The sequence below is a fragment of the Sphingobium sp. TCM1 genome (assembly GCF_001650725.1).
Taxonomy (GTDB): domain Bacteria; phylum Pseudomonadota; class Alphaproteobacteria; order Sphingomonadales; family Sphingomonadaceae; genus Sphingobium.
The window spans coordinates 42530-55022 of record NZ_LXVX01000002.1; the positions used below are offsets into that span (position 1 = coordinate 42530).

The 12493-nt window shown below is 64.3% G+C and carries 16 protein-coding genes; 13 read left to right on the forward strand and 3 right to left on the reverse strand.

Annotation, left to right across the window (positions count from 1 at the left end):
- Positions 1-21: 21 nt before the first annotated feature.
- From A7Q26_RS01305 to A7Q26_RS01310, 3 genes are all read right to left on the reverse strand, one after another.
- Positions 22-678 (reverse strand): GntR family transcriptional regulator, encoded by a 657-nt coding sequence (locus A7Q26_RS01305; protein WP_066855473.1) that lies wholly within the window; start codon positions 676-678, stop codon positions 22-24.
- Positions 679-690: 12 nt separating this feature from the next.
- Positions 691-1146, reverse strand: coding sequence for a helix-turn-helix domain-containing protein (locus A7Q26_RS24990; RefSeq protein ID WP_232313633.1), 456 nt, complete (start codon positions 1144-1146; stop codon positions 691-693).
- Positions 1147-1271: 125 nt separating this feature from the next.
- Positions 1272-1688 carry a hypothetical protein gene (locus tag A7Q26_RS01310; protein ID WP_066855476.1) on the reverse strand — a complete coding sequence of 139 codons (417 nt, stop codon included), beginning with the start codon at positions 1686-1688 and terminating at the stop codon, positions 1272-1274.
- Positions 1689-2027: 339 nt separating this feature from the next.
- Here A7Q26_RS01310 and A7Q26_RS01315 point away from each other — a divergent pair, with 339 nt between their 5' ends.
- From A7Q26_RS01315 to A7Q26_RS01375, 13 genes are all read left to right on the forward strand, one after another.
- Positions 2028-2336: a hypothetical protein gene (locus A7Q26_RS01315; RefSeq protein ID WP_066855479.1), complete on the forward strand. Its 309-nt coding sequence runs from the start codon at positions 2028-2030 to the stop codon at positions 2334-2336.
- Complete coding sequence (locus A7Q26_RS01320; protein ID WP_066855483.1) at positions 2311-3099, forward strand: DsbC family protein; 789 nt, start codon at positions 2311-2313, stop codon at positions 3097-3099. Before A7Q26_RS01315 ends, A7Q26_RS01320 begins: the two co-directional genes overlap by 26 nt.
- A 186-nt stretch (positions 3100-3285) precedes the next feature.
- Positions 3286-3630 (forward strand): hypothetical protein, encoded by a 345-nt coding sequence (locus tag A7Q26_RS01325; protein WP_066855485.1) that lies wholly within the window; start codon positions 3286-3288, stop codon positions 3628-3630.
- 123 nt (positions 3631-3753) lie between these two features.
- Positions 3754-4020, forward strand: coding sequence for a hypothetical protein (locus A7Q26_RS01330; RefSeq protein ID WP_066855486.1), 267 nt, complete (start codon positions 3754-3756; stop codon positions 4018-4020).
- Between the two features lie 8 nt (positions 4021-4028).
- Positions 4029-4664, forward strand: coding sequence for a TraE/TraK family type IV conjugative transfer system protein (locus A7Q26_RS01335; protein ID WP_066855489.1), 636 nt, complete (start codon positions 4029-4031; stop codon positions 4662-4664).
- Complete coding sequence (locus A7Q26_RS01340) at positions 4648-5421, forward strand: type-F conjugative transfer system secretin TraK (protein WP_066855492.1); 774 nt, start codon at positions 4648-4650, stop codon at positions 5419-5421. The genes A7Q26_RS01335 and A7Q26_RS01340 overlap by 17 nt, the downstream gene beginning before the upstream one ends.
- Positions 5418-6818, forward strand: a complete 1401-nt coding sequence (locus tag A7Q26_RS01345) for a TraB/VirB10 family protein (protein WP_232313634.1) — start codon at positions 5418-5420, stop codon at positions 6816-6818. The genes A7Q26_RS01340 and A7Q26_RS01345 overlap by 4 nt, the downstream gene beginning before the upstream one ends.
- A 32-nt stretch (positions 6819-6850) precedes the next feature.
- On the forward strand, positions 6851-7483 hold the full coding sequence (locus A7Q26_RS01350; protein WP_066855495.1) for a TraV family lipoprotein: 633 nt from the start codon (positions 6851-6853) through the stop codon (positions 7481-7483).
- Positions 7480-9999, forward strand: coding sequence for a TraC family protein (locus tag A7Q26_RS01355; protein WP_066855498.1), 2520 nt, complete (start codon positions 7480-7482; stop codon positions 9997-9999). Before A7Q26_RS01350 ends, A7Q26_RS01355 begins: the two co-directional genes overlap by 4 nt.
- Positions 9999-10325, forward strand: coding sequence for a hypothetical protein (locus A7Q26_RS01360; RefSeq protein ID WP_066855501.1), 327 nt, complete (start codon positions 9999-10001; stop codon positions 10323-10325). Before A7Q26_RS01355 ends, A7Q26_RS01360 begins: the two co-directional genes overlap by 1 nt.
- The gene (locus tag A7Q26_RS01365) at positions 10322-10558 is read left to right on the forward strand and encodes a hypothetical protein (RefSeq protein ID WP_066856214.1); all 237 of its coding nucleotides are present in this window, start codon (positions 10322-10324) and stop codon (positions 10556-10558) included. The genes A7Q26_RS01360 and A7Q26_RS01365 overlap by 4 nt, the downstream gene beginning before the upstream one ends.
- Positions 10548-11180 carry a conjugal transfer protein TraW gene (locus A7Q26_RS01370; RefSeq protein ID WP_084438936.1) on the forward strand — a complete coding sequence of 211 codons (633 nt, stop codon included), beginning with the start codon at positions 10548-10550 and terminating at the stop codon, positions 11178-11180. Before A7Q26_RS01365 ends, A7Q26_RS01370 begins: the two co-directional genes overlap by 11 nt.
- The gene (locus tag A7Q26_RS01375; RefSeq protein ID WP_066855504.1) at positions 11177-12190 is read left to right on the forward strand and encodes a TraU family protein; all 1014 of its coding nucleotides are present in this window, start codon (positions 11177-11179) and stop codon (positions 12188-12190) included. The genes A7Q26_RS01370 and A7Q26_RS01375 overlap by 4 nt, the downstream gene beginning before the upstream one ends.
- Positions 12191-12493 lie beyond the last annotated feature (303 nt).

The window sequence follows — 12493 nt, forward strand, 5'->3', positions numbered from 1 at the left end:
GGCAATCAAAGCCGCTGAACATCAGCTTCTACCGGCAGTGTCGGAGGATGGCGGGACCGCGCTAATTCTGTGAGCGATTGCCGAAGCGCGTCGTATCCGTCTCCTGTGATAGGCCCAGATGGCATCTCGTAATGCGGCATTCTGACCGGATCTGGTCAGGTTCCAGATCGCAAGCAGTTCTTCCTCGACATTCTTGACGACGGACGGCTCATGGAGTCGCGCGACCGAAAGCAGCTCGCCCGCGGCAAGAACTGCATGGAGATGCACCTGATTTCCGGGCCTGCTACCGATCCGGCCGAACAGCGCGGCGGTTGCATCGCGAATATCCTTGGGATGGTGCGGGCCACTGCGCTCCAGGATTGAGATAGGCCCTGGCTCCCCCGCAACGGGACTATTTGCCTTCAGGGCATGCCTGACCAGATAGCCATGCCAGACATAAAGGTCGCGCAGCACCTGCGCATCGAGTTGCGGGATGGTGAACCCTCCCCCGACATTGAGGCCCAATAGTCTCTCGCCCACCAGCCGATGCGCGCCATCCCGTACGGGCGATATGCTCACGCCATAGGTTTCGGCTGCATTCTGTACGATCAACTGGGATCCCGGAGGGAAGACGCCATCGAGTATATCGGCCTTGAGCCGGCGATAGATGCGCTCCGCCGTCAGGGGTTCAGGTGCCATCAAGACCTCCCGTCAGGACGGTTCGCCGTCATCACCCGGCGCGAAGAAGGAGGATCTGCGCCGGGTGACGGCCGCCTGCGAATGCTCATAGACGAGCGCGATGCAGCGATCTTCCAGTTCGGAGAGGTCCTCCTCCACCAGATATTCCTCGGGAATCGACATTCTTCGCTCCATGAGAAGAAGCGGGATCATGATGTGGGTGGTCGAGAGACCAAGCCGATGGGCACATGCAAGATGCTCATCAAGCTTCGACTTGGGATTGCCCGCCTCAATTTCCCGCAACCATCGAACACTGACCCCGGCCGCGCGTGCAAGCTGGGGCTGCGTGATCCGGTCACGTCGGCGGCGCTCTTCGATCCGTTTCCCGGAAATCTCCTTTATCCTGGAGAGAACCAGCACGTTATCCTTGGTCTGAAGTCTTCGAGTCGGCATGCGCAGGCACCCCTGACACTGGCTCGAAGCTTCCAATGGCACTTACCCGATCGCCGAAATCTATGCATTTGACGCACGCGGTCAAAAACAATCATTCTCAATTTGAGATGAATTCGACGATCCAACCTGATGTTGGCGCCGGCGTCCAGTGCCCGCAGCATTTATGATCGCGCCCGCTCGCGCGCGAGACAAGCGACCCAGCTGGTCAATTCGCGGTTCTCCGAGGCGCCAAGAACACTCAGCCCGGCAATGTAAATCCGACCGATCTGGGGCGCATGCATCAAACCTGTCTGCGATAATCTGTCCCTGATGGCCCGCGCGGACCGGCCGATAGCAGGCGAACCGCCCACGAAATGCTCGCATTTGCCGAAATATATATCCAGGCGATTGTCGAGCATCTCGGCCGCCACCTCATCGCAATCCCGCTGCTCCAGATGATCGATCGCAGCCTGGAGCGTCGCTCCATAGGGCAACAGATCCTGCGCCAGGGTGCACAGGCGCAGGTGGACAGAGAGATAGAGTTCCAATCCGCGTTCCGAAAGGGTCAGCCGATAGGCGCGTGACCTTTTACCGTTCATCCTTTGCACTTTCCTCACTGAAAATGACGGGCGGAGCCTGACGCGATTCGTGCAGCAAGGCAGAGTGGGTCCGCGATGGTCGACGCTTCGCCCGTTACAAACGATCCATGATGCGGCACGCAAATGCCCAAGCGGCACTTTACTGCCGCCTGGCGGCACGTCAGTGCCCTGCACCGGCACGTCATTGCCCTGGCCATTGCCGGGCGGGGGCAGTCTCGACATCGATGGTTTCAACAACCGGTGAGGGCGAGCTTACCCGAATGACCGAAGCTTCCCGCCAGCACCCTTCCCGAAACCGGGCCGCCGCTTCAGCCGCCCAGATGCGAGGAGACATGCCCCATGGGCAGAGGCATTCCTATCGGCGCCCCCGCACTCGTCATTCTCATGGCGGCAACTATGCCCGCAATGGCGGCCAAAGGGCAAGCCATGGTGAAGGCGCGAGTTCCCACTGACTGGGTCCAACCTCTCGCCGTTCGGCAGCAGGGCGGCGATTTTATCATCGAGGAGGCCACCCCGGGCGAAATTCCGGCCGCCCCCGCAATGACCGTACCGCTTGGGCGCTCGATCCGCTTCGATCCGGCGCTCCTTGCCCGCCCATTCCACGACAGGAAAGGATATCATGATGCCATGCCACGCACGGATCGCTAAGACACTGGCGATTGCGCTGATCGCAGGCGCCGCCGGGATCGTGAACGCCGCACCTGCAGAGCCCGCGACGGATCCGGTCGCTCTCGACACTGTAGCGGCAAAGGCTCAGGCAAGTCTTCGGCAGAGCTTCGCCAACCTCCAGTTCGAGGATTTCGGCCCGGCGCCCGTCATTGGCCCGCTGTTCCAGGCGAGCGCCGGCGGCCGCATCCTCTATTATGCGCCTGACAGCGACCATCTGCTCTTCGCCACCATCTACGACCGAAACGGCGTCAACCTGACCGCCCTCGCCCAGGATGCGAGCGCGCGAAAAAAGCTCGGCCAACTCGACCCTGCGCAGGCGCTCACCATCGGCCCACCCGGGGCTCCGACCGTCATCGAGTTCACCGATCCCGACTGTCCCTATTGCCGCGCCCTCGATCGTTTCTGGGCGGCAAAGGCAGCCGAAGGGAAGCCAGTGCGACGGCAAATCTATTTCGTGAGCGGTATCCATGCCGACGCCGCGTCCAAGGCCGAGCATATCCTCTGTTCGAAGGACCAGGCGGCCGCGTTCCGCGCCACCTATGCCGGAGAGGCGCCGAAACCTCTCACGACCTGCAAGGAGGGCGCCGCCCGCGTCGCGGCCAATGCGCAGGCGGTCAAAGCCATGGGCATATCGGGCACCCCCACCCTCATCCTCGACGGCCGCATCATTGCCGGTTTCCAGCAGGCCGAGATCGAGGCCTGGCTCGAAGAGAAGCTGGCGCCCAAAAAACCGCCCAGCTGATTCTCCCCACATTTGGCGGGCTCAGGCCGACGGGTGCAAGCGCGCCAACAGCCTGAGCAACAGATGCCGGCGACAGGGCCCCGTTTCCAAGGAGCCACCCATCCCTTCGCTAGCCGTCAACGATCAACCATGTCGATGCCGGCGGGCATTCACAGGGGACGGCTCCTTTTTGCCTGGAGAAAAGCCATGCTCAAGACCGTAAACCTACCACATCTGTCGATGCCACGGATCCGCCGCCTCTCTTTTGCGTCGGCCGATGCCGTGGGAACCCTGCTCATTGCGATGACCCTGGCATCGGCCGCCCACGCCTTCCAGGCGCCGGCCGCCGGCGACCTTGGCTACGACATCTACGATATCGTGGTGAACCAGGGGGTGAAGGGGCCGCTCGGCTTCGTGGGGGGCGTCGCCGCCTTCCTGTTCGGGGTCAGCCGCCTCTTTTCCAATATCATGATCGGCATCCCGACGATCGTGGCGGCAGTCTGCCTCATCCGGGCCGACTCCATCCTCCAGACCTTCGGCATGATGGTCTGAGACCCGCGTGAAACAAGGACTGGCGCAGGCTTTCCTTTTGGGCCTGCGCCGGACACGGGGAGCGAATGGTCGCTCCTTGTAACAATCACGCCTGGCCGGCGTGATGAAGCAAGGGAGAAGGACGTGGACGAGAGATTGCCGCAATTCCTGCACAAGCCGGTCCAGATCCTCTGGTTCGACGCGCAGGAGTTCATCCTCGTGGTGTCCACAATCTTCGTCGCCGTCATCGTCGGCGGATATTTGGGCTGGTCGCTCCTCGGCGTCCTTCTCCTCTTCATTCCCTGGAAGCGGACCAAGCCGCGCGGCTTCATCCCGCATCTCGCCTGGCGCTGGGGGCTGCTCACGCTGCCCCGCTACCCCGGCCCGACCCAGACCCGCTTTTGCGAGTGAGCTATCCAATGTTCGGCAGATCATCCGCCCGAGAGACCAGCGATCCCTTGGCCGAGAAGCCGGCGAGCTTCGGCATCCATCGCTATCTCCAGGGGTCATCCAACCTGTTCGAAGAAAATCGGCTCCTCAAATTCTCGATTGCGGGGCTATTCGGCATCACCGCGGTTTTGGGGATCGCCCTTTACACGACGAGCCAGAACCAGCGGACAATCGTGGTTCCCTTCGGCGCGGGCGGCGATCTCTATGTGACCGGCGGCAAGCCCTCGCCCACATATCTGCGCACCATGACGCGCAATATCGTCGCGCTTTCGGGGACCTATTCCGCATTGTCGGCCGACCGGCAGTTTGAGGAATTGCTCAGCATCGTCCACCCCACCGCCTATAATGGCATCCGCGACAGTCTGAACGCGATCCTCGACGAACTCACCACTAATCCGACGCTCTCGATCGCGACCTACATCCGGCCCGATCAGCCCGTCACCTGGACGGACCGCCAGATCCTGGTGCCGGTAGAAAAGGTACGCGTCATCGGCGGCGTCATCCGCAAGTTCCGCGGCAATCTGAGCATCCGCTACACGATCGATGCCGGACGCTTCTGGCTCCTGTCACTTTCCGAGGAGAATTTCGATGCCGAACTTCGGTAAGCGCCTCTGCGCGCCCTTCGCGGCGAGCGCGATCGCCACCATGCTGCCCATAGCGGCACTGGCCCAGACCATCACCGCGCTTCCCGACCAGACCAGCAGCATCCGCCTCTCCAACCGCGACATCAATCATTTCGTCTGCCAGGGCGGGGAGATCGAGGACGTCAAATTCTCCGCCGAAAAGGCGATCGCGGTCGAAAAGGCGGGCGCTGACGCCTGGGTCAAATTCCTGGTCAGGGAAAGCGACGATGCCGGCCAGGTGACGCGCAGCTTTGTCACCACGCCCTCGGAATTCTTCGTGACCTGCAACGGCGCCATCTATCCGCTCTATGCCGAGCCCTCCGACATTCCCGCCCAGACCGTGACCCTCGCGCCCGGCGCCAGCCAGCGTGCCCGCGCCAATGGCGAATTGCTGGGGCCGCTGGTCGAGGAGGAGCGAGCCGTCTCGATCACCCTCTCGATGCTGCAGGACCGGGTGCCGGCAAGCTTTACCGAGGTCGCCGTCTCGCCAGGGCCGCTTGCGCTCAGCGCCGCACCAGCGCTGCGCATCACGGAACGCCGCCGCGTCACGATCGAGGGCACGGGGCTGTCGGCGTCGGAATATTGGGTGGAAGCAAGCACCGATAGCGAGTTTGACGAGCGGCTGTTCCTGGACACCGCGATGGGCAAGCGCATCTTCAGCGTCACCCTCGATCGCCTGTCCCTGAAGGCCGGCGAGACCGCGCGCCTCATTCTGCTGCGTCGCGGAGAGACGCTGTGAGCGGCCCTGACGACAAGAGCGGCGAGAAGCCGACCGGCGCGCAACCGGCGGGCACGCAACCGATGGGCACCAGGCCCGACGCGCCGACCCAGCGGCCCCACGCCGGCATGAAAGGCTATTCCCGCCCGCCGAAGAACAGCGACGCCGCCGGCAGCAAACCGAACGATCGCGCGCAAAGGGATCTGCGCGGTCCGGCACTGCTCGACCTCAAGGCCCGCTGGGCGTTGCTGACGGCCCATCAGCAATTGCGCGCCCGCCAGGCGGGTGTCGGCTTCGTCATCGCGCTGTTCGGCTATGGCCTCTATACCGCATCGACCGGCTCGAAGGAGGAGGCCCCGGCCGCGCCAGCTGCCTCCCGCCTCGACATGGGCGCGGGACTGCGCGGCGACAGCCTCGAGACCAAGATGCGCGGTGACCTCAAGAAAATCCTCGACGGCCAGGCGCTGCTGGGCGACCGGGTGACCGCGATCGAGGAAGGCAAGATCGCGCCGGGCGCGCGATCCTCGACGGACGCGGCGGACGGTGACCTCCCCAGCGCCATGCCGGGCGACATCCCGGCCTTCCCACCTAGCCCCAGCGCGCATGAGCTGGAAAGCGCCGACGGCAGCCTGCCACCGCCGCCCGTGCCGTCTGCCCCTCCTGCGCCGCCCGCCCCGCCAGTGGAGCGCCAGGTCGGCTCGATAGGGACCGCGACCGCCGCGCTCACCGCCGACGCCGGCGACAAGGGGGCAACAAGCGTTAAAAAAAAGACCCGGACGATCTATTTGCCGCCTGGTTTCATGAAGGCGCGGCTGCTGACCGGGATCGACGCGCTGGCGAGCCGGGACGCGACCTCGAACCCCGAACCGCTGATCGCCCGCGTCCAGGCGCCCGCCGTGCTGCCCAATGACGTAAAGGCGAACCTTTCCGGCTGCTTCGTTATCGGCAATGCGACCGGCAGCCTCGCCAAGGAGCGGGTCGAGGTCCAGCTCGTCTCCCTCTCCTGCGTCGATTTCGACGAACGCTCGGTGGTCGATCAGCCGATCAAGGGCTTCTTCGTCGATACCGACGGGAAGAAGGGACTTTCGGGCCGGGTCGTCACCCGCGCCGGCGCCGCGCTCGCCCGCAGCTTCATTGCCGGCACGATCTCGGGCATGAGTCAGAGCGTCGAAAACACGTTCGGGGACACGTCGGTCTCCGCGCTCGGCACCGTTCGATCGCTTGATGCGGGCGACGCGGCCAAGTCCGGCATTGCCGGGGGCCTCTCCAAATCCTCCGACAAGCTGACCGACTTCTATCTCGATCTCGCCCGCCAGGCCGGACCCATCGTCGAGGTCGGCGCGGCCAAGGATGTGGTGGTCGTGATCCAGGAGGGCGTGACCCTCGAAATTAAGCCCAGCGCGGCAAGCAAATTCTGATGCGCATGAACCCTCAAGCAGGAGACAAGCCCATGTCCCCCCTCACCACAGCCCCATGCCGCGTGCGGCGCCCAGCAGCCACACTGCTCCTGTTCGCCGCGCTTCCCGGTTGCACGGCGATCGGCTCGGCCATGTCGCCCTACCCGGAAAAATTCAGCTGCAAGAATAGCGACCATGGCCAGTGCATCCACCCCGAGCGCGCCTATGAGGATGCGGTCGCCGGCGCCGCCTCCCGGTCCGATCCCAGGGTCACGAACGACAGGAAGATGCTGAAAGGCAGCGCCGTCGCCGCCTCGCCCGGATCGACGGGACGCGCCAGGGGCAAGGCCGCCACGCCTTATCTTGGCTATCGTGACAGCGTCTATCGCGAGCTTCAGGGGTTGGTCGAAGCGCCAGTGACGCCGATGCTGCGGCCCGGACGCACGATCCGCACGCTCATCCTTCCTTATGCCGACCGTGAACGGCCCGACCGGCTCTACATGCCGCGCTACGTCTATTCGATCCTCGACAAGCCCCAATGGGTCGTCGGCGACTATCTGGTGAGCCCCGTCAATCCGGCGAGCCGTGTGCCAGTCCTCGAGCAGGTGAAGGCCAAGCCCGCGCCGATGGAGACGAGCGACCTTCCCGCTCCACCGCAGGAACAGCCGCGAGAGCAGGGGCAATGAAGGCGCCCGGCACCCGTCATGGCGGCGGCATGACGTTCGAGCGGCTGCGCCAGAGCGTTTCGCGCGATGCCTATTCCGACTTTCTGCCGATGGTCGCCTGGGTCGCGGAGGAGGAAGCCTTCCTCTGCATCGACGATGGCTGGGGCCAGGCCTGGGAACTCGTGCCCAGTGCCTATCTCTTCGCCCATGTCCATCAGGCGCTGCTCGGCCTCCTAAACATCCACTTCGCGCCGGGCACCGTGGTCCAGCTCCACTGCTTCGCCGACCCGCTGATCGACGGCGCGCTCGACGCTTTCCTCGATCTGAAATCCCGGCCCGATCCGTTGATACAGGCTTCGGCGCGCCGGACCCGCGACTATCTGCGCGACGGGACGCAGGGGCTCGATGCGCTGCACGGCATTCCGCTGCGCAATTTCCGCCTCCTTCTCTCGATCAAGACGAGGAAGCCCCTAGGCGCCGACTTGCGGCGACAGATTGAGGAACAACTCTCCAAGCTCGGCATCGCCCGCATCGCGCCCGAGGCACTCGTCACCTTCTATCGCCGCATCTTCAACGGCGTATTCGAAAATGCACCGGGCGTTTTTGCACGCGGCAGCGACGACATGCCCGCGCGCCCGGTCCGAAAGCAGCTGATCGATGCCGGCCCGGATCTCGTCTTCGATGGCCCGGAACTGTTCCTCGGCGACCAGGTCGCCCGCTGCCTGACGCCCAAGTCGCCGGCCCGGCGCGTGACAGCCGAACGCTGCAATCGCCTTCTGGGCGGGATGCGCGGCGCCTCGGAGGACAGCGACCAGATTGGCGGGCCCTTCCTCTATACACTCAACATCCTGTTCGATCATTCAAGCTTCGAGATCCACAAGCGCGCGCAGATCCTCTCCGCGCAAAAGGCCGCTGGCAGTTTCGCGGTCGAGGTGGGAAAGCAGATCGAGGAGATAGGCTGGGTGCTCGATGAGGCGGGCAATAGCCGCTTCGTCTCGGTGATCCCGGTCATCTGGGTATTCGGCCGCGATAGCGCGCAGGCGCGTGAGATGGCCGCGCGCGCCAAGCGCCTCTGGGAAAGCGAGCCGCTGCCCTGGATGATGCAGGAGGAGAGCTATCTCAATCCGGTCCTGCTACCAATGGCGCTCCCCTTCGGCTTCTATCCCGACCGGCGGACGGTGCGGATGCTGGAGCGCGACCTTCCCATGCCCGCCAAGGCGGCAGCGCTTCTGGCGCCCGTCCAGACCGACTTTCGCGGCGGGGGGCGCCCCGCCCTCCTCTATGCCGGCCGCAAGGGCCAGCTCATCACGCTCGATCTCTTCGACCCGCGCATCAACAATTATAATTTCATCGTTTCGGCCGAGAGCGGCGCGGGCAAGAGCTTCCTCCTCAATAACCTCTGCCAGCAATATTATGCCCAAGGCGCGCTCATCCGCATCATCGATATCGGCGGCAGCTATGCCAAGCTCTGCACGCTCTGCTCGGGCCGCTACATCGACATTGGCGAGGAGCATTTCGTCCTCAACCCCTTCGACATGGGCTTCGCGCTCGACAGCGACGATCGGCAGTCGGCCATCTCCATGGCGGTCGCCATCGTCGCGGAAATGGCCAATGCCGCGACCCGCAAGGGCGTCAGCACGTCCGAATGGAACCTGCTCAAGTCCGCAGTCCAGTGGACGATCGACAGCGGGCGCGCGGAAGCCGGGATCGACGCGGTCCGCGACTGGCTCGGCGCCTATCCCGCTTATGCGATGAGCGATCTCGACAAGGTCGAGCATCTGATCCCCGCTGCACGCGAACTTGCCTTCAACCTGCGCGATTTTGCCAGTTCGGGCGCTTATGGCCATTATTTCAACGGGCCCTCGACCTTCGACATTTCCGCCGATGAATTTGTCGTGCTCGAGCTTGAGCGCCTCAAAGCCATGCCCGATCTCTTCAATGTGATCGTGATGGTGGTGGTGAATGCGGTCACCCAGGAACTCTATCTTTCGGCACGCGATCGGCCCCGCTTTGTCCTGTGCGATGAGGCCGCCCAGTTCATGACCCGCACCGACGGGCAGGATCTTTCCCGCCTCGCCGAGGTGTTCGGCCAGGGCTACAGGCGCGCGCGCAAATATCAGGGGAGTTTCGGGGTCGTGCTCCAGTCGATGAACGACTTGCTGCTGTTCGGAGGAACCGGACAGGTGATCCTCGAAAATGCCGCCACCCGCTTCCTGCTCCAGGGGTCGACCTACGATCGGGCGGTCGAGAACAAGATCCTCGATTATTCAGGCTTCGTCCTCGACCTCCTGAAGTCGGTCCGCAACAACAAGCCCCATTATTCGGAAGTCTTCATCGACTCGCCTCTGGGTCTGGGCATCGCCCGGCTCGTCGTCGACCCCTTCTCCTACTGGATCAATACCAGCGCACCACAGGAGGTGGCGGCGTTCGAGGCGCGACTGCGCCGGGGCATGTCGCCGCTCGAGGCAGTCTGCGATCTCGCCGGCGTCGATCCGACCGAAATCCTTGGGTCCACCTTTACTGGGGAGCAGCTCTGATGCGCACGCCGCCCGACCAGAACCAGCCCCGCTTCGAATTCGAGCCCGACCCGAAACTGGAAGCCTTCATTGAGGCACGCGCGGCGGCCAGGGCCGAGGCGCAGGCCTTCCAATGGCGCTTCCGGCTTGTGACGATCGAGACGATGATGCTTAGCTTCCTCGTCGGCGCCGCCGGCATCGCGCTTCAGAAGCCTCCGTTCCTGATCCTGCGCGCAGCGGTGATGGTGGCCGCAGGCTGCTTTGCGAGCGGCATATTGCTTATCGGCATGACCGGCGCTGCGGGCAAGTCGGCTAAATGGCTACGCCGCTGGTGGAACAGGCGATGAAGGGCATCCTCAGCGCCGCCCCGGCAACTGGGCCGATCCGCCTGCTGGTCGGCACGCAGCTCATGCTGCTCGTCCTCACGATCCTGGTGCTCGAAACTCCAGGCGCGCTGCCGCTGCGTCTCCAGGGGCTGCTGCTCGCCGGCTTGGTGCTCGGCGCGTCGGCGCTCATCTGCGCGATTTGCGGCGACAGATCGGACGACCGCCCCTGGTGGAGGCGGCGCCATGACCGCTGAGCCGTGTTTTCCCGATCGCGCCCGCCACGCCCTGATCGGCGCGCTGATGCTGAGCCTTGCCTGCGGGAACCCCGCACTGGCTGCGACCTCCACGATCGGGCGAACCTGGCCGATCGCCGAGCCCGACGCCATGGCGGAGATCGAGGCGCGCGCTGCGAGGGCACCCAGTCTTGTCTCGCGCCTTGGCCCGCGCTCGAGCTGGTCGGCGCTCCAGGCGGCGCCATTGATGCAGGCCAGGGTCGACCGCGTCCGCAGCCTCGTTCCTTTCTATACGGTGGAGGAGGATATCCGCCTGCCCGATGGCCGGTTGCTTTACCCCAAGGGCTTCACCTTCAACCCGCTCGACTATGTGTCGTTGCCCCAGCGCCTCGTTATCGTCCATCCCCGTGATCTTGGCTGGGCGCTGAAGCAGGCGCGCTTTACCGATTTCATCCTGCTTACCGCGGGCGATGCGCTCGACCTCTCCGAACGCAGCGGGCGTCCCCTTTTCATCCTGGAGGAACGGGTGAAGGAACGGCTCGGCCTCACGGTCGCGCCGGTGATCGTCGCGCAGCAGGGCAAGAAGCTCGTCCTCACCGAATATGCGCCGCTGCGTGCAGCGGGCGGGAGCGCACGGCCATGAAGCGCGGGCTTCTCGCGCGCATGACGCCGCTCACACTGGCGCTGGCCGCCGGCGGCGCCTCTGCGCCGGCCCTTGCCTCCAAATGCGAGGCCGGGACCATCTTCAACCCCATCACCAAGGTCCGCTGGAACTGCATTTTCCCGATCACCATCGGCGGCGTGCGGGTGGGGAGTTTCGACAAGCTCGACAAGGCGCTCGACGCCCAGTCCGCTTCCAAACCCTTATGCGCCTGTCGCAAGGGCGCGACCTTCTGGTTCGGCGTGAAGGTGAGCTTCTGGTCGCCTAACCGGATGATCGACGTCGTCACCGAGCCCGGCTGCATGATGGCGCTCGGCGCCGATCTTCTGCCGACCGGCGGCCGGCTTCAGGGCAGCCAGTCTGGAATCGCCGACGGTACCAACAGCCAGAAGCTGTTCGCGCAAATGCATTATTATATCTCGCCGGTCTGGAAGATGCTCGACATGTTCACCGACCTCCCCTGTACGCAAGATGACGGGTTCGACGTCGCCATGATCACCGAAGTGCTGCCGACCTGGCAGTCCGGGACATTGGGCGCCATCATCCAGCCCGAGGGTATTCTCTTCGGCAATCCCGCCGCGGGTCTTGCCTGCATGGCCGACAGCGCCGCGGCCGCCGCGGGCAAGGTCATCGACCCGCTCTTCTGGTGCATGGGAAGCTGGGGCGCCACTTATCCGGTCGCGGGCGATATTCATTTTGGTGACAGTGTGGAAGCCTGGGCCGGCCTCGCTGCGCGCGGCACCTTCATGATGGGGCGCCTTGGTGCCCTTACCATTTCTTCAGCCGACGGCTGTTCGTTCAAGCCCCAGCCGATCTGGGCCAAGAGCCGCTACAAGCTCCAGATCATGGAGCCGGTCAAGGGCGGCAAATGCGTAAATATCGGACGTCCCGGCGCGCTCTGGTCCTCGGGCAAACATGCGCCCGGCAAGGACAACGCCCAGTTCATGTCCTTTGAAAAGGTGATCTGCTGCGCGGGGGTCTCGACCCCATGAGCCAAACCCTTCCCCCCTGTCCCACAGCGGCCCGGCTTCCTGCCCGGTCTGCCCGCCAAGGCCATGTTGGCCCGGTCGGCCGCTACGTGGGCGGAGCGGCGCTGGCGCCATCCAGCGCCGCTCCAACACCCGATTCTTCCCATGCGGCTTTGGAAACGTATGGGGAGAAGGTCAGCACGGCCGGATATACCCCCGGCGAGCGAGGATACCCCCCTCTGCCTGAATCCTCGTCCGCTTTGGCCGTGCTGACCATCATTGACGGCAAGGCTGCCTTCCAATGTCTCTCCGCGCCACCCGGCGTAG